This is a genomic window from Cysteiniphilum sp. GTC20157, from assembly GCF_055396795.1.
Window position 1 is genome coordinate 2,249,731 of the sequence record NZ_AP044698.1, and the last position, 17,757, is coordinate 2,267,487.

The 17,757-nt window shown below is 38.9% G+C and carries 8 protein-coding genes; 3 read left to right on the top strand and 5 right to left on the bottom strand.

The window, feature by feature from the left end; translation table 11 throughout:
- Positions 1-106 precede the first annotated feature (106 nt).
- Positions 107-4,552: a COG1470 family protein gene (locus ACZ5V8_RS10155; protein ID WP_464217685.1), complete on the top strand. Its 4,446-nt coding sequence runs from the start codon at positions 107-109 to the stop codon at positions 4,550-4,552.
- A gap of 18 nt (positions 4,553-4,570) precedes the next feature.
- Here the strand turns inward: ACZ5V8_RS10155 and ACZ5V8_RS10160 are convergent, their stop codons facing one another.
- From ACZ5V8_RS10160 to ACZ5V8_RS10180, 5 genes are all read right to left on the bottom strand, one after another.
- Positions 4,571-8,110, bottom strand: a complete 3,540-nt coding sequence (locus ACZ5V8_RS10160) for a type I restriction endonuclease subunit R (protein WP_464217686.1) — start codon at positions 8,108-8,110, stop codon at positions 4,571-4,573.
- Entirely contained in the window at positions 8,107-9,120 is a 1,014-nt protein-coding gene (locus ACZ5V8_RS10165) for a virulence RhuM family protein (protein ID WP_464217687.1), read from the bottom strand. The genes ACZ5V8_RS10160 and ACZ5V8_RS10165 overlap by 4 nt, the downstream gene beginning before the upstream one ends.
- Positions 9,110-10,396: a restriction endonuclease subunit S gene (locus ACZ5V8_RS10170; protein WP_464217688.1), complete on the bottom strand. Its 1,287-nt coding sequence runs from the start codon at positions 10,394-10,396 to the stop codon at positions 9,110-9,112. Before ACZ5V8_RS10170 ends, ACZ5V8_RS10165 begins: the two co-directional genes overlap by 11 nt.
- Positions 10,396-11,010: a DUF6933 domain-containing protein gene (locus tag ACZ5V8_RS10175; protein ID WP_464217689.1), complete on the bottom strand. Its 615-nt coding sequence runs from the start codon at positions 11,008-11,010 to the stop codon at positions 10,396-10,398. Before ACZ5V8_RS10175 ends, ACZ5V8_RS10170 begins: the two co-directional genes overlap by 1 nt.
- Before the next feature lie 110 nt (positions 11,011-11,120).
- Positions 11,121-13,079: a type I restriction-modification system subunit M gene (locus ACZ5V8_RS10180; protein WP_464217690.1), complete on the bottom strand. Its 1,959-nt coding sequence runs from the start codon at positions 13,077-13,079 to the stop codon at positions 11,121-11,123.
- A 429-nt stretch (positions 13,080-13,508) separates the two neighbouring features.
- Here ACZ5V8_RS10180 and ACZ5V8_RS10185 point away from each other — a divergent pair, with 429 nt between their 5' ends.
- Together ACZ5V8_RS10185 and ACZ5V8_RS10190 are read left to right on the top strand one after the other, a co-directional pair.
- Positions 13,509-13,703, top strand: a complete 195-nt coding sequence (locus ACZ5V8_RS10185; RefSeq protein WP_464217691.1) for a hypothetical protein — start codon at positions 13,509-13,511, stop codon at positions 13,701-13,703.
- A gap of 54 nt (positions 13,704-13,757) precedes the next feature.
- A complete protein-coding gene (locus ACZ5V8_RS10190) occupies positions 13,758-17,753 on the top strand; it encodes a glycoside hydrolase family 18 protein (protein ID WP_464217692.1) in 3,996 nt (1,331 codons plus the stop codon).
- The last annotated feature ends 4 nt before the right edge of the window (positions 17,754-17,757 follow it).

The following is a 17,757-nucleotide window of genomic DNA, read 5'->3' on the forward strand; positions in this document are numbered from 1 at the left end:
AATTATTACTGCACAGCATTGTGCACCAATAACTGTATAAAATAAAGCCTTTATCTCAAATAATATCTACACAGAATTTCCCTTTTAATTTACTGACGAGGTCATTATGAAACTAAAATATTTACCCAGAATTTTACTCTTATTATCATTAACATTAGCTGGCTGTGGTGGAGATGGATCCGCTAATGATTCGCCAACACCTAGTCCATCGCCATCGCCTGGACCTGGACCTGATCCTACGCCAATACCAGTAACTAACTTTACCTATGAATCAAGTCCAGCTAACCCCTCACAAACGATATCAGGACTAAATACAAGTTATGCGTATAAAGTAAAAAATATTAGCGACCAAGACTACACCATTGAAAGCCTTGAATTAAGTGGTGACAGCTTAACACTTGATACCACAAAAAGTGACAGTTGTTACAATGGGAAAATGCTGCCTTCAAAAACAGGCATTTGCTTTGTCTATATCCATGAATCAGCGCTTACTGAAGAAACAAGTTCTCCCCAGATTTTAAAGGCATCTACGCTCAATAATGCGTTGCCATCTGTTACCATCAAGTTTGGCGCGGATAATGTGTTGCAATTTGCTGTTGATCTATCTGAGAAGGTAAAAAGCGCAACCGCCAATATGAGTAGCATTAGCCTCACACAGGAAGCAAATACTATCTTACCGAATAATATTCTTTTCCTAATCAAAAATAGTGGTAATTTCTTTATTAACACTCCTCAACTGATCATTGATAAAAACAAGTCAATTGGCACGATCAATGAGCAAACAGTTACGCTTAATGAACTGATTGATGTTGATCAATCAACGCTCATTAGCTATAACGTGTTATCACCCGATGAAGTATTAAGTACACCATTTGAGCTTGTGCTGAAGAAATCCCTATCCAATCAACAGATTGGTTTACTCATCAATGCATTGAATAACAATCAATCGCTTAATTTGATCCAAATCGGCGCCAGTAACGCACACAGTTTAATGCCTAATATAAACATTAAACACCCATTAGCAGTTACGTTAGCCAATAGTCTTGAACAACTGCCATCTGTTACAGGCTACTATCCACTACTTAATGCCGGAACGATTAAAAATCTAGGCACTCAAAATACTCAAGTGGATTTGGCTGATTTACTCAACAACAAAGCGATTGAGCCTAATACGGTTACCAATAATAGCTGCTTTTATCAATTGCAAGATAATCAAAAGTCACTTGAACCCAATCAAAATTGTGAGCTTCTATTTAATTCTTACTTAAATAAAACCACTGATATTCCATGGCATCTACGCTATCAGTTAGCTGATTTCACCTACCAATCAAGTAGCGCCTATATAAATACGGTGATCATTAGTGGTGGCAATCGTTTAAGTATTGACAACACGATTGCACAGCCTGTTTTCGCAGGAAATACCACAAACTTTACCATCCAAAATATTGGTATTACGAAAACGCTTAATGGCGCATTTATTGGTAGCGATTTAACGAATGTCCATTTTAATATTGCGGACACCTTGATGCCTTATATTGCAGATCAATCCCAAGAAACATCTTTAACATTGGGAAGCACTGCCAACATGAGTTTAACATTTAAAGATGGTCATTTATTGGCAAGTTTAACGGATCAACTAAATAATAATGAACAAACAAAGCTCATTACCATTGAAGCAACCGATAGCACAGGTGATAAAATCACGGTCACGCCGAAACTTATCGTTGATCATGCTTTAAAAGTCATCGGTCAACGTGAGCTACTACCCAACCAAACTTATCAATATACACTGCAAAACACCGATAACAATGATAGCTATAAAATGATGGCTTTAGATACCAATCAATTACCACAAGGGGTTAGCGTCACAGGCAATAACTGCCAAACATTAGCTGCCAATTCAAGTTGTCAAATTGAGCTTAGTACTGATTCATCATTAGCAAACAATGGCGTTTTAAACCTAACCTTTCACAACAACAATAGTCCGGATGAAATAGCACATCCTTTGATGTTTGATCTCAAAGCTAATCTGCAAAACATATCAACACCTTATAATGACATAAGTCACGCCGCACTATTAGCGGCAAATCAAAATAATCAAATCGTTTTAAACATCCCAGTAACTCATAATGGCAGCCAAGGTGATCTATATGATGTAAACCATTTAGCGTTAAATATAGATACACAATTACTACCATTGATTGATACAGATCACTCTGTTTTACTGATTGATACACTCACCCCAAATAAGACAGAGAACTTCACCCTAGCATTTAAACCAAATACGATATTCTCAGCAGATGATATTCAAAAAATCGAAAACACTCTTATACCAGCAGTGACCATCACAGCTGACAACATCTTGACAACACCCATTTATTTAAACATCAATGAAGGTGTTACTTTTAATCTTAATAAAATCATTGATCAGCCTGGAAAATACACTTACACATTGACTAATAACGATGCCCAAGCGGTGACTGTTGATCAGATTGATCTATCACAACTGCCTACAGGTGTAAGCTTAACTGATGATAGTTGCTATGGGCAGACTATTCAAAAATCACAAACTTGTATTCTTGAGCTTGATGTCAGTGCACAAGCCAAATTAAGTAAAGAAAAATCAAATACACTTTCATTAGCCTATTATTTTGGGGATAAAGATACTGGCAACGCCTTTACCCTCAATGAGGTTATTCATATCCCAGAGGCAAGCTTAACATTGTCTTTGCAAAACCCTGTCATGGCAGAAACAACGGATTATTTCCCTGATAGCAGCAGTGCTGATATTGAGGTTATTGTCGAAAACACCGGGGCATTTGACGCTGATATTATCAAGGCTACCTATCAATTTACTGATCAAAACAATCAAACCGTCAATGACTTTGTATTAGATAGCAAAATTGACACGTTAATCCCCGCGCATACCCAAAAATCTTTCCGTTTCACTAAACCGCAATCAATTGTCGCCGGAACATACATGCTGAACATTTTGCCCGATGTATCCTCGAATATCATGAGCGCTTTAACCCATAGTTTTTATGTTATTTCGCCTTCTAATATCGTTATGAGCATTGACAACGCCTATCATGAAAAGCATCCCAATATGGTTAAAATCAATGTCCATAACAATGATGCTAATAGCGCCCACCTCCAACCGCAATTAACACTCAACAATCATATTCAAGAGATATCAAAACAAGACAGCTGCTCTAGCACCCTTGCCTCTGGCAAAACTTGTGCATACTACTATCACACACCTACTAGCTTTGATGTCTCTAAAAGTGAAGCAACTGATCTTACGATTTTTGCAACGGCTAAAGATAAAGCCCCCATAAAGGGAAACTTTACTCTCAAGGCTAAAAGCTTTTTGTATGTGCCTCATTATAATGCTATTTTCCAATATGGTTTATTTAGTGACACACAAGCATCTATCAAAAACCTTTCTGACCAAAGTACGCCTGACGCTTTAAGTGCGCTATTTGCAACCCCTGAGCTTTCTCAAGAAGGACGCATCCTCAACATGAGAAACTTTGGTGATGGTCATATTGCTTTACTGAGATATGACAATAATAATGCTTCTAGACAAAGGCTCCATATTTTCTATCCACAAGATAATTATACAGAGGTGGCTGACAACCCATTTAAATACATTTACAGTGTTACCAACATGGATAATCTTGTCTCTAATAACAGAAGCCTTATTTCAGGCGCGCTAGGCAGCGGATTAGTACTCAACTCTCGCGCCGTTCAGCAAAGCACTGATCTTGGCAAAACTTGGATCAAGCTCAAAGATACTAATAACACTAATTGGTTCTACGACTCAACCAAATCTGCGACCATCCCTAACAATAACAGCTACTTCATCTATCCACGTTGGAATGACAAGACTTATGGGGTAGATGTCAATAACAATCAAGGGGTCATCTTAGTTTGTAATGGCGCTACAACCTGTAAAAAACTTAATTTTAACTACCCTAGTGGCTTTTGGAATAAAGATGATCCCATGTATCAAACCTTAGTATCACAAATGTTCCAAACCACACCTGATGGTCAATATCTTGTGTTGCACGCTGAGTCTTGGCAGTATGGAGTAACAAGCACCTATCGCCGCGCATTCTTGACTTTTAAGGTGTCATCATTGCTTAATGCCAGCAACAACCAAACAGTCACCCCAAGTTATAGCAACATACTCCCTGTGAAGGCGCTACCGATCGATTTAAGTAACAACTCTATCTATGCGCTTTATGATAATAAAATCTGGCGTTATAATTTGCTAAGCTCAAGCTCATCAGTACTTGCTTTGCCAAGTAATACAATAATGATTTCACATGATGATGACAATAATCTTTATGCGTTGGCTAAAGATCTTAACAATCAGCAAAAGTATCACTTATACATTCAAAGAGCTGCTAGCAGCTCATGGCAGTCATTGCCTCATGCCAGTTATGAGGCAATCTATGCTCATCCTTCCTGGTCAAATGCTTATGACTATAACGATACACTGATGCTTATCAGTCCTATTTTAAACGTGCAGCAGGTGGTTCAATAGACCATCATAATTCCAATATCATGCCATTGAGGCTACTTTTTTTCCTGATTTTTCAGCGTAGATCAAATCTGCAATCAAAGCGATAATTAATGCCATTTTTTCATCTTGCCCGAGCGCTTGTTTAGATAAATCCATGTGTGTCTCTAGGCTATCGGCAACTGCCTTTCTTACCGCCTGAGGAAAGCGCCCTTCCATCGCGCGTTGTTTATCATTGGCATTGACTTGTGCCATCGTTTTTTCATCTTGTTTTACTTTATCTTTGACACTATTGAGGAAGTTCACTCCATCGTCATCACTAAAGTCCCCTGAAAACAATTCATTAAATTGATTAATAATCTTGCTGAATACTTCTGTTTTCTGATCTCGCGCTTTGGCTTGTCCTGGGTTAATGGCATCTATTTTCCCCCCTTGAAGCTCAATGCTTTGGGTTGCTTGTTGAATTAGCTTGTAATTGGTAAGCACCACATCACCAATATCAACCTCAGGTGCAAATTCAGTGGTATGTAAATTGGGCAATAGCCCTCGCGCAAAGCTTGAGAATTTCTCCAATTCGATATCATTATAATCATGCACTTGAGATAAGAAGTCATACATTTTTATGAAGGTTGATAATGACTTCTTAAAAACATCTAAGTCATGCTTAGCTTCTGAGACTTCTTTCAAATAGGCGCTGGCATTTTTGATCATCACCTCATCAGCGCAATCCTTTGCTCGATCAAGCGCAAGCTTTGCTTTTTTAATGGTTTCAATGGCTCGCGCTTTGGCTTGTCCTGGGTTAATGGCATCTATTTTCCCCCCTTGAAGCTCAATGCTTTGGGTTGCTTGTTGAATTAGCTTGTAATTGGTAAGCACCACATCACCAATATCAACCTCAGGTGCAAATTCAGTGGTATGTAAATTGGGCAATAGCCCTCGCGCAAAGCTTGAGAATTTCTCCAATTCGATATCATTATAATCATGCACTTGAGATAAGAAGTCATACATTTTTATGAAGGTTGATAATGACTTCTTAAAAACATCTAAGTCATGCTTAGCTTCTGAGACTTCTTTCAAATAGGCGCTGGCATTTTTGATCATCACCTCATCAGCGCAATCCTTTGCTCGATCAAGCGCAAGCTTTGCTTTTTTAATGGTTTCAATGGCTTGTCTGTAGCGTCCTTTAAATCGATCTGCAGCAGGCTTAATCGCAGCACTCATCAGCCTTTGTAAATTCTTGTTTTGATAAAACGCTTGAGCATAAGCATCTATCTCAGACTGGGCAAATAGCTCATATTCATCGAGTTTTTCATATAAGTCATAGACTAAATTCTCATCAGTGACATCGGTGATTTCAGCTGTTTTGTAATATGGCTCAAATGCCGCTTTGATATCCTCAGCCTCATTGACAAAATCCAAGATAAATACATGATCTTTCCCTGTATAGATGCGATTCAAACGTGATAGTGTCTGTACCGCATCAACACCACTTAATGGCTTATCAACATACATAGCACAAAGCTTTGGTTGATCGAAACCGGTTTGAAACTTATTGGCAACCAACATAACCTGATAATCATCGGTATCAAAGGCATCACGCATATCACGCCCTTTTAACTCAGGATTCATCTTAGACTCAGTATATTCCTTATCATCCCCTTGATAGTCATCATTGACTTTGCCAGAGAAAGCAACCATTGCCGCAATTTTATCAAAAAGCGGATTGTCTTTGTTCTTTTCTAAAAAGCGATCAAACTCAATCTTATATCTGACTGCTGCTTTGCGCGATGATGTCACCACCATGGCTTTTGCTTGATAGTTTAACAATGGCTTAATCGAAGTAGCAAAATGAGTGAGGATAATATCAATCTTCTGTGCAATGGCATAAGGATGTAGCGTGGTATAACGTTTAAGCTTGATTTTTGCCTGTTTACTTGCCACCTCACGCTCACTATCTTTAGCGGTGATTTTTAAAGCCGTTTTATAGGGCGTATAATTCTTTAACACATCGAGAATAAATCCTTCTTCAATGGCTTGCTGCATAGTGTATACATGAAAAGGCAATGGTGGATTATCTTTTGCTGTTGGTTTACTTGGATTTGCAGGCTGTCCGAATAACTCCATGGTTTTATATTTTGGTGTTGCCGTAAACGCAAAAAAGCTCATGTTAGTTAATTGTCCTTTACTCTCAACCGTCGCATTTAAAGCATCTTCAACACTAACCTCATCATCAAGCATCTCAATATTTAACACTTGCTTCATCGTTTGTGCGGTTTTGCCTGATTGAGATGAATGTGCCTCATCTGCAATGATCGCAAAGTTTCTGCCCCGTAATGACGTTGTTTTTTGAATCTCTTCCAACACAAAAGGAAAGGTTTGAATCGTCACAGGAATAATTGCTGCACCATCTTTTAACGCAATTGCCAGTTGATTGGATTTACTTTGAAAATCAGATGTTTTGCCAATAGCCACCACTAAGCCGGCAACTTGCTCAAATTGTTTAATCGTTTGTTGCAGCTGACTATCCAAAACCGTGCGATCGGTAATTACAATCACCGTATCAAAGTAACGACTGCCTTTATCACTATGCAATGATGATAACTGATGTGCAAGCCATGCAATAGAGTTAGACTTGCCACTGCCGGCACTATGTTGGATCAAATATTTCTGACCAACCTTTTCAGCATGCACGGCTTCTAGCAACTTTCTCACTACATCCAATTGATGATAGCGCGGGAAAATCAAGGTTTCTTTCTTATATTTAACGCCTTCAGCCGTTGTTTTGTCTTCAACTTGAAGGTGCATAAATTTAGCTAAGATGTTAAGAAGGCTCTCTTTGCTTAACACCTCCTGCCACAAATACTCAGTGGCAAAGCCATCTGCTTTATGCGGATTGCCTTTGCCTCCATTATTGCCCTTGTTAAACGGCAAGAAAAAAGTATCTTTACCTTGCAGCTTAGTCGTCATATAGACTTCATCAGTACTCACCGCAAAGTGTACTAATGCGCCACGCTTAAAAGTAAGTAGCGGTTCATCTTTGCGTGTTGGTTTATCTTTTGGTAAGCGATCGGACTTGTATTGCTCAATGGCATCTTCAACCGTTTGCGTAAAATCAGTCTTTAACTCAATGGTTGCAACAGGGATACCATTGACAAACAACACCAAATCAATGCTATTTTTGTTATTTTCAGAATAAAACACTTGCCTGACAACGCGACAAATATTGGCATGATAATGACTCGCCAAAGTCTCATTATGTAACTGCGGTTTAAACTGGCAAAGTTTCAATCTTGCCGGATGCGCCTTTATTTCATGTCGTAAATAATGCAAGGCACCCTTGTCATTAATCTTTTTGGCAACCAGCTTGGTAATTTCATTATCTGCTTTATCTTTAAAACGGGCCTGATACTGCTCATAGGCTTCAGGTTGCGTGGTCTTAATATAGTTGATTAAGTCCTCAGTATATAATGCTAAAGATTTGTCATAGTTACTTGAGACACCCTCAACCCAACCGCGCTCAGGTGTGCACATATCTAAAACAACTTGTTCTTCCATTTTTTTCTCGTGATGTTTTGCACTCATTTCTTGCCCCTTCCCTTTGGTAATTGATCGATGGCTTTATCAAAATCACTTAACTGTTGATCATTATGCTTTATTTGCTGAGCATGAAATGTATCATAAGCTTGCTCAGCCAATTGTTTTGCCATTTGATGAGATATTTTCCCCGCATGTGTTAATATTTCACGATCATTTAAGCCTAAAAAGCCATCGAGTTTCTTAATCCAATCCTGCATACTCATAGGAATTCGTCGCATCGCTTGACCTTCTGCAAATACAAGGTATTGCTCCACCAAATTATTTAAAGCGGATAACTCTTGTTCATTCAGATAGTTTTTAGCTATCGTTACATCTTGTTTACGCGGCTTATCACCTCGGAAATTGGTCAACCCCATATTAGGTAAAGCAGGATTAGCTCGATCTTTGATAATCTCAGCCGCCGTCTTGCCTGTAATTGCCCAATGAAGTTTGTTCTGAACGGTTTTAAAAAAAGTAATGCTCGTTTCCAGTGTCGGGTCATAGTCAACACTGGTGGCATATATATCCGTTATTTTTTGATAAAAGCGCTTTTCAGATGTGCGAATATCCTGAATTCGTTTAAGCAACTCATCAAAGTAATCAAAGGGCTGGTCAGGATTTTTCAACCGCTCATCATCTAACACAAAGCCCTTAATAATATATTCTTTAAGCTGCTTGGTTGCCCACTGGCGAAATCTCGTTGCAACATGTGACTTAATTCTATATCCAACAGATAAAATAGCATCTAGATTATAGAGTTTTTGAACTCTTTCTACTTTTCTAGCACCCTCGTTTTGAACTTGTAAGAAATCCTTACAAGTTGAATTTTGATCAAGCTCACCTTCTTGGTAAATGTTTTTGAGATGTAAAGTGATGTTTTGAGGTGTGACCTGAAATAGCTCCGCCATGTTTTTTTGCGTAAGCCAAACCGTTTCATCGTGCAGGCGTACTTCTATTTTGGTTTTACCTGACTCAGTCTGATAGATAATAAATTGCGATTGATTTTCAACTGACATCAGACACCCCCCTCACATCGACTTTACCGGTGACCACCGCGGTGATTAGAGCAGTACGTTTTTCTTTAAGCAGTTCAATGGCTTTTTCTGCTTTTTCAATCGTTTGGTCTAATTTGGCGGTTTGTTTGTCTAAATAGTTGGCAATGGTGGTTTGTTCTTTGAATGATGGAAGACCAAAATACATGTTATAGAAATCAGCCTGATATAAATGGTTTATAGTACTTCCATTACTGATGTAATTAACAAAGTTTGTAAATATCGAGGAAGACATCACCCAGTACATATATTTTATGTTCAAGCTTAGAAGCTGTGGACGCAATATAAAAACACCACTATTCAAGGTGGCTTTGGTATCTATAAGATTCTTAACGATTGCCAACTTCCCTATAGTTCCATCTTTGGTAACTAATAAATCGCCATTGCTTAATTGGATATTTTTATCCATTTCATAGCGCTCCTCAGACACATGGTAAGCTGACTTCCAATTTATTTTGCCATCAATAAAGTCAGTGCCAGTAACGCAATATGGTCCTTCCTCCATAAACTCTTCAGTCCGTAAATTTTGCCAACCTATTCTTGCCTTAAGAGTTGCTTTATTTTTTACTCTAACGACTCTCCATTCTTCTGCTACCTCCCCCAACCACTCAATACCACTATCTTTTATTTTAACCGTTGGATCTAAGCCTTTGGTGACACAATGGGTAATTAAAGCGGTGCGCTTTTCTTTGGAAAGCACAATTAGCTTTTGATAATTTTCAATCAATTGATCTATTTTTGCGGTTTGTTGGTCTAGATAGTTGGCAATGGTGGTTTGTTCTTGTAATGAAGGTAGTGTAGATTCTAAATTAACTATATTTTCTACTGCTAAGCCTGGTTGAGCTGATGACATGGAATACTGATTTAAATTCATCGCGGAAAGCATGTATCCTAGCCATTTAGAGCTGGTGATTTTATTGTAATTTCTAACAATAATACCATGTTCAGTAACCCAGCTTTTTTCTTTGGAAAAGTTCACATTTCCACATAACGCCCCCTGCCTTCCAATAACTGGATACATACCGCACAAATTATAGCTATTTGTATAACCTCTCACCCCATTTCCACCAATAATAGGATATTTACCCTCACCTTTAATATCCTCTGATTGAATGAGATCCCCGCTTTTATATGTGCCATAATGTTTTAGCTTCAGACAAAGCCAACCCTCAGGCACCTCTCCCAACCACTCAATACCACTGTCTTTATACTTGGGATAAGGCTTAAGCTTAGCACTCACTAATTGCCTCCTTGTGGGAAGGGAATGACATTATTCATATGCGTGGTATTTTCACCGTCATTAATGCAATCACCCTCAAGATACGACTGCCAAAGTTCAATCGGTTTTGTGTAGCCTTTTTTTGTATGCGGGTTGGTAATTAAGGAACTTTGCCAGTAATCCATTGTTTTATCACAAACCATTTGGCTGACTTCACCATGGCGGCTACATTCAAATTCCAAGACTTTCTTAAACTGGTTCAGATGCGTTATTGCACCACGATTATCTGTTTTACAAAACACGAGCTTATTTAACTGTGGTTCAAAATAATCACGAATCTGACTGCCATAATCTTCAAATCTTGGAATTTCAAGTTCGTTAATCGCCCATTCAATCATTGCTGGCAACGCATCAAAGAGATATTTAGCACCTCCTATTTCAAATAATGGAATAGCTAATGTAATTCGAGTGTTAATATGCATCAACACGACAACATCTTTGCGTTGAATTTTCAATAAATCAACTGCCCAATCATCATAAAAAGGTAGAGAAGATAAGGTTTGCTCATTCGGTTTCTCAAGATCAGTGATTTTTAGTCTCGTTGCCATCTTGGCAGTTAATCTAAATTGTGCCATTTTTATTTATCTCCCTAAAATACAAAAGCCGCTAAAGTGTGCATAAATCAAAGGTATCGCAGCTATGTTACCTCTAAGTGTATTCGTCAGAAACGGAAAGTCTAAATATCTCATGAATGAACCTCACCTAACAGCGTTAATATCTCTTTGGTAACCGCATCTAACTCCGCATCAATTTCTTCTAATGCTCGTGGTGGTTTATACTCGTAAAAATGACGATTAAATGGAATCTCATAACCAACAATGCCAATATTACCATCTTTTTCATCGCGCTTACTCTCATCAACCCAAGCGTCAGGTACATGTGGTTTAACTTCTTTTGCAAAGTAGTCATAAATATCCTGTTGCAATGGAATATTTTCATAATCTCTGAGATCAGTATTGGCTTCAGGATTGCCTTTGCTGTCAAGGCAGATTTCGGCATCATCATCAACTTGAGCCAAATGCTTTTGCAGTAGCTTAAATTGTGCTGCTGTGAGTTTGACATCTAGGTCATCTTTAAATTGTTCTCGTGATAAATATGCATCTTTGCAGGCTGATAAAGCATTTAATATTTCTTGTTGTTGCTCGTCTTTGAGTTTCAAAAAAGCTTTATCTTCTTTAAGCGCATTAAGGTGGATCTCATCTTTTGGGTAAAAGGCAAGCTTTAATGGTCGCTCGATGGTAACACGTCTAAAACCAAAGGCTTGATAATCAAATATTTTACTGGTTTTGGTTTCTTCAAAATATCCATATGCTTGAACAATGCCAGCAATCGCTTTGTCATCTAAGTACTTACGTTTAGATCCCAATGATTTGCGCATCGGACTGCCCTTATCTGCGGCATTAATCAGCTGCACCTTGCCTTTACGCTCAGGTGCTTTTTTATTGCTTAATATCCAGATATACGTCGATATCCCTGTATTAAAAAACATATCTGTAGGCAGTGCAATAATGGCTTCTAACAAATCGTTTTCAAGCACATAACGTCTGATTTCAGACTCACCGGATCCAGCCCCACCGGTAAATAATGGCGAGCCATTAAGAATAATGCCCATGCGACTTCCACCTTCTTCTGGTTGACGCATTTTTGAGATAAGGTGCATTAAGAACAACAGCGAACCATCACTGACTCTTGGCAACCCTGCGCCAAAACGCCCCTGATAGCCTTGACTCTTATGCTCATCTTTAACGACTTTCTCAACTTTTTTCCACTCGACACCAAATGGCGGATTAGACAGCATATAATCAAATTTTTTGGACTGAAGTTGATCGTCACTTAAGGTATTACCAAATTTAATATTATTGGCATCCTCACCCTTGATCAGAATATCTGCCTTACAGATAGCAAAAGACTCCGGGTTTAGCTCCTGACCATACGTTTCTAAATGTGCATTCGGGTTAAGCTCAGCAATATATTCACTGGCAGATGTCAGAAAACCACCTGTACCTACCGTTGGGTCATAGAGTGAACGCACCACACCTTGATCAGTTAACATGGCACTATCTGCACTGAAGACTAATGACGTAGCTAAACGTACAATGTCTCGAGGGGTGAAATGCTCCCCTGCCGTTTCATTAGACTCCTCAGCAAACTTACGAATCAACTCCTCAAACAAATTACCCATTTCATGGTTTGAAACCGCTTTGGGACTTAAGTCACAATCTTCTTTTGTAAAGCGCTCAATCACTTTATACAGTAAGTTCGCTTCATCTAAATAATGGATTTGATCGATAAATTTAAAACGCTGAAAAATATCTTTGATGTTGTCACTAAACGAATCAAGATAGGTCATGAGATTTGCGCTTAGATTGTCAGCATCTGCTTTTAATTTAGCTAATGTATATTCTGAAGTATTATGAAAGGCTTGTTGTGATTTGCTATTTAAAAGCTCATCAAGTGGAATGCCTAAATCTTTACGCTTATTATATTCATCAACAACCGCTTGCCTTGTCGGTGCTAGCACCGCCTCAACACGGGCTAAGACCGTAAATGGTAAAATCACCTTACCAAAATCAGAACGCTTGTAATCACCACGCAGTAAATCTGCAATTGACCATATTAGCGAGGATAAATTATTGGTATTCATCTTGTATTATCTATCACTATAAATAGCCATGAATCTAACAGCAAAAGATGATAGAAGCAAGAAACACCTAAGCTCCAAGTCCTGATATTTTTAAGCACCCCATTTACTATCATTGAAGTTACGCACTTTTGCTAGTTCAACACCCCGCCGCGCAAGCTTGGCACCCCTCTTGCAAAGAGGGGAATCTAAAATCACCTTTGCCTAATTCCCCTCTTTACAAGAGGGGTGGCAGCCGTAGGCTGACGGGGTGTTCGAAAAACCATAGCGCTCTCAAATGCGTAACTCCAACTACAATACATCTTAATTACTTTTCCTCTTCAAACCATCACGTTAACGCACAACACTGTGCGCCAATATCTGTACAAACAAAGAGCAATCTCTCAAATAATAGCCTCAATACTTTCTATTAACTTTAAAGGCTAAACAAATATGAAGAAGAAAAACCTTAATCATCTCATCCTGCCACCTGCTGTGATTTCAGCGAGCTGTGGCAGCTCAGAAATCACTGAAGATAATAAACAGCATATCTTAAAGTGCCATCGTCAGGATTACTTAGCAAATAATTTCACAAACCGTGTATTACATATTTTTTACATCATCTGCACAGTTTATTTAGTGTTCTAAAAACATACTAAACAGGTGTTCAACTCACTTTAATCAATCATTATTGGAGAAAAAATGAAAACAATGAAAGAAATGAAACAAATGAAAAACAATCAATTATTTAAAAAAGCACTTTTGCCTTCTATCGTATTAGGCTCATTACTAACGCTAACTGCCTGTGGTGGTGGCGGTGGCGCACCTGCACCAACACCTGTTCCAACCGACAAACTTGGTGTTCAATTAAGTATCCCAGGCGTTCAAGGTGGCAGTCTTGAAGAAGGTAATATCATAGGCACGGGGATTGATGTTGTTATCAGCAAAGAAACGTTAAAACGTGTTGCCGGTATTGGTGCAAACAATAATGGCTATCAGCTGATACTAAAAGAGGACTTAAACCCTCGAGACAGCGAAGTCGTTTCCCAAATGGGGACGAGCAATATTCTAGCAGGTGCCGTTGATCAAGGTAATAAAACGTATTTGATCAATATAATGACCGATAATAATGGTTATGCCCACATTCCATTTGATGCGAGCAAGATTCAATCAAGTGGCAACATTTCAGGCATTCATCATTTTGAAGTGGTGAGCATCGATGGTAAACAAGACTTTCAAGTCGCTCAAGATGATATTCCACATGGTTTAAATATCAAAGTGCCCGTGAAGTTCTTTTTACGCGACATGAATAACAAAACCATTGATAGCAATCAAGAGATTGCCAGTGGATCACAACTACAACTGTGTGCTGAGATTACCAAAGATTATAATGAAGGCGTTACTGTTTTTTATGCACAAAAAGATATGAATCAGAACTTGCGTCAAGCTTTAAAAATCAATGATGATCCGTTTAGTGTAACGATTGCCGCCGGTGACGATGATCAAATTGCTTGTAAAACTTATACCGTTGAAAACAAGGTAAACAAAGATCAAGAAATCCTTGCTAAAGCTAAAAGTTATCAATACGTTGCTGATGATAACAAGAACACATCAATTCAGGCACAATATGATACTGCTCAACCTGTGATTACAGTGGACACTGATAACTATATCAACTGGCTCAACAGCAACAATTGGCCAAGTGATGCACAATTCGATAACAAGGGGCAATTCCAACTTAACGACGTTAATGTGCATTTTGGTCATATGAAGTCAGGTGACGAGTTTGTTCATGCTGAAGATGATAATGTTCAAGCAAGCTGTGAAGCATTTGCTGATGGGCAATTAGATCCCAATGTTAGCTGCACCTTAGCAAATGGCATTTTAACATTTACGGCAACGGGTGATAGCTTGTTTAAAACACACACAATTAATCTAACCTTCACGCAACAAGGCACCAGTATTAACCGTAGTTATAACAACTTAACCATCACAGGCGCTAACCAACCTAAACAGAATGTTATAAAGTGGTCAGATCAAAGCATGGTTTTTGGCAAAGCCCAAGGCAAGGATCAAACAAAACAGAACTACCCTATTGCAGGTATTTTCTCGCCAACGGCTCAAGTTGTTCGTGAAGATGGAACAACGTCTGATCAGGTTAACTATACGTGTGATGTTTATGATGATCAAACGGGGGATTTACTCGCAGGTGGCACATGTAATACCGTAGCGAGTAATAATGATATATTTGCCTCTGTACCTGAGTATAAATACACCAACAAAGATGGCGTACTTAAAATGCCAAGCTTTAGTGTTAAGATTACCGCTCATGATGCTTCAACAACTGACCCTAAACTTCAGGCGCATGACGTCATCACTAAAAATCAACACCTTCTTTTCCCTGTGATTAATGAAGAGGGTGTATCTCTACACTTTAAAGCAACTGACCGTGATGCACATATCGCCAAATCAGTAGATGACGTTGTTTTCCCTCAAGTATTTGACCGTGCTTCTGGCGTAAATGCTGAAACTTTTGCTGAAAATAATGGTCAGAAAATTAGCCTTGATCAATTGCCCAGTTCATCCATATGGCAAATACAAGATGATAATGCAGCACTAAATGATAAAGTCTATACAATTACCAAATTAGGTGAAGCTTTCCCTGATTTTAGTTGGTATGAGCATGTGACCGTTGATCCTGCTGATAAGCCTTATATTGATGTTAGTGATTATGAAGGAATAAAGAACGGTCGATCATTTAAGCCCTTCCCAACTGATGCAAATTCCGGTATGCTTGACGGTGCTTTAAACCTCACGAAAGCCTCGGCTATAAATGTACCTGAAGATGATCAATCAATTGAGGTTAATGGTGTTACTTGTTCGATTATCGATAATCAAGGGAATCCTCTGAGCGGGAAATGCTCAACATCATCAGCAACAACTAGACTGATGGTGTCAAATCTAAATCCTAAAGAAACAAGTCGTTATATTCAAGTTTATCTGCAAGATAAAGATGAATTAGTAGAGCCAACTGCAGTATTTCCTAATGGCAAAGGAATTGAAATTCCTGATAGCACACCACCAAAATCAAAACCCAAATTAATTGGCTATGTGACAAACTATGGCGTTTATGGTAATAACTCCTGTGTTGGCGGTGAGGGTGGTCCCGGACATGCCATCCCTTACACCTCGTACCCTATTCCACGTAAAGATGCCTTCCCAGCAACTGGCGCGCCCATTTATCAAGCCACCAGTGACACCACATGCAGCATGATTGATGATGGTGGCAAGCAAACTGTCGCGCTTCAAAACACGAATATGGCAGAAAAGGTTAAGCAATTAACGGGCGTTGCTTATGCATTCTTATTTGTTTATGACGGCAGTACTCCTTTACCTGAAGGTGCGTCACTAGGTGCAATTCATTTTAGTGATCCTTGGAGTGATTTAAAACGTGATAAATTGGGTGATGACGGTGATAACGATTGGTGCAATGAATCCAATATGAACTTTAGGATTTGCACAACTGATCCATCAGCCATTTGGACTAAAGACAATAAGTTTGATTTAGAATGGTATATGAACTTTGGTAACTTTGATGCCTTTGCGAATCTTGATCAGTACAATAAAGATCTTGATAAAATCGTTTCTATTGGTGGTTGGGATGCTATTAATTGGGGTGTTTATCAAGGTACTGGTTCTGATGAGCACATTAATAACCTAGTAGCATCTGTTCAAGCCTTAGCTGATCACTTTAATATCACCGAGATTGATCTAGATGTCGAAAACGATGGCAAAACAGCTGACTTCTTTGGCTTTATGAAGGGTGAGTTAGCAAACGTCATTAATGCCTTGCACGCCAAAGTTAAAACCAAATCAGGCGCCCCATTAAAGGTGTCGCTAACCATCCAAGCCGATCCTGCGATTATTGATGCGCTTAAAGACTCGGTATTAAGTAAGTCAAATATTGATAATCTAGAATCACTTAACCTCATGACCTATGACTTTACTGTCACGCAGTCATCTGGTGGGAAAACTGGCTTTAATCAGGTGTTATTCCAACCTGAGGGAGATGCTCCTAATGAATTTACCATTGATTTAGCAGTGCAATCAGCCAAAGCCGCAATGCCTGGCAATGAGCATAAAATCAATATGGGACTTGCAGCGTACTCACGTGCGATCAATGGTCCAAGCACCTTAGCGAATAACCATGGTTTTGGTAACAGCTATACGCCTCAAGACTCTTTTGTCTTAGCCGGTGATCTAGATAGCGCAAGCTGTAGTACAAGCTTAACAGACGGCAACCGATGTGCTTCAAGCTTTAACAACCGCTACTTATTACAGTTTGCAAAACCAGAGGAAACTTATGACTTCACAGTTGAAAAAGATGGCAAAACCTATCATATTGGTTCAACAGCCGTTATCAAAGGCTTAACAGCACAGCAACCAATAGGTCTTTTTGGTATCACACCTGCAACTATTTCAAGCTACTGGCAGGATATGTATGCCAATAAACTTGCCAAAAACACCAGTGTATTCTTCTATACCTCAGGTGCTGATGCGAAAGATTATGGTCGCTATGCACAAGAACAAGGGATTGGTGGTGCGATCATGTGGACGGTTGATGGTGATGTCCCTGTAACTGATACAAAAAATTCATTGATTACTAACTTTATCAATGGTTTTACCAATAACAACTAAATCT

Excerpts from the sequence above, each read along its gene's own strand:
- ACZ5V8_RS10155 (WP_464217685.1), top strand. The coding sequence starts at position 107 with ATGAAACTAAAATATTTACCCAGAATTTTACTCTTATTATCATTAACA.
- ACZ5V8_RS10160 (WP_464217686.1), bottom strand. The coding sequence starts at position 8,110 with ATGAGTGCAAAACATCACGAGAAAAAAATGGAAGAACAAGTTGTTTTA.
- ACZ5V8_RS10165 (WP_464217687.1), bottom strand. The coding sequence starts at position 9,120 with ATGTCAGTTGAAAATCAATCGCAATTTATTATCTATCAGACTGAGTCA.
- ACZ5V8_RS10175 (WP_464217689.1), bottom strand. The coding sequence starts at position 11,010 with ATGGCACAATTTAGATTAACTGCCAAGATGGCAACGAGACTAAAAATC.
- ACZ5V8_RS10180 (WP_464217690.1), bottom strand. The coding sequence starts at position 13,079 with ATGAATACCAATAATTTATCCTCGCTAATATGGTCAATTGCAGATTTA.
- ACZ5V8_RS10185 (WP_464217691.1), top strand. The coding sequence starts at position 13,509 with ATGAAGAAGAAAAACCTTAATCATCTCATCCTGCCACCTGCTGTGATT.
- ACZ5V8_RS10190 (WP_464217692.1), top strand. The coding sequence starts at position 13,758 with ATGAAAACAATGAAAGAAATGAAACAAATGAAAAACAATCAATTATTT.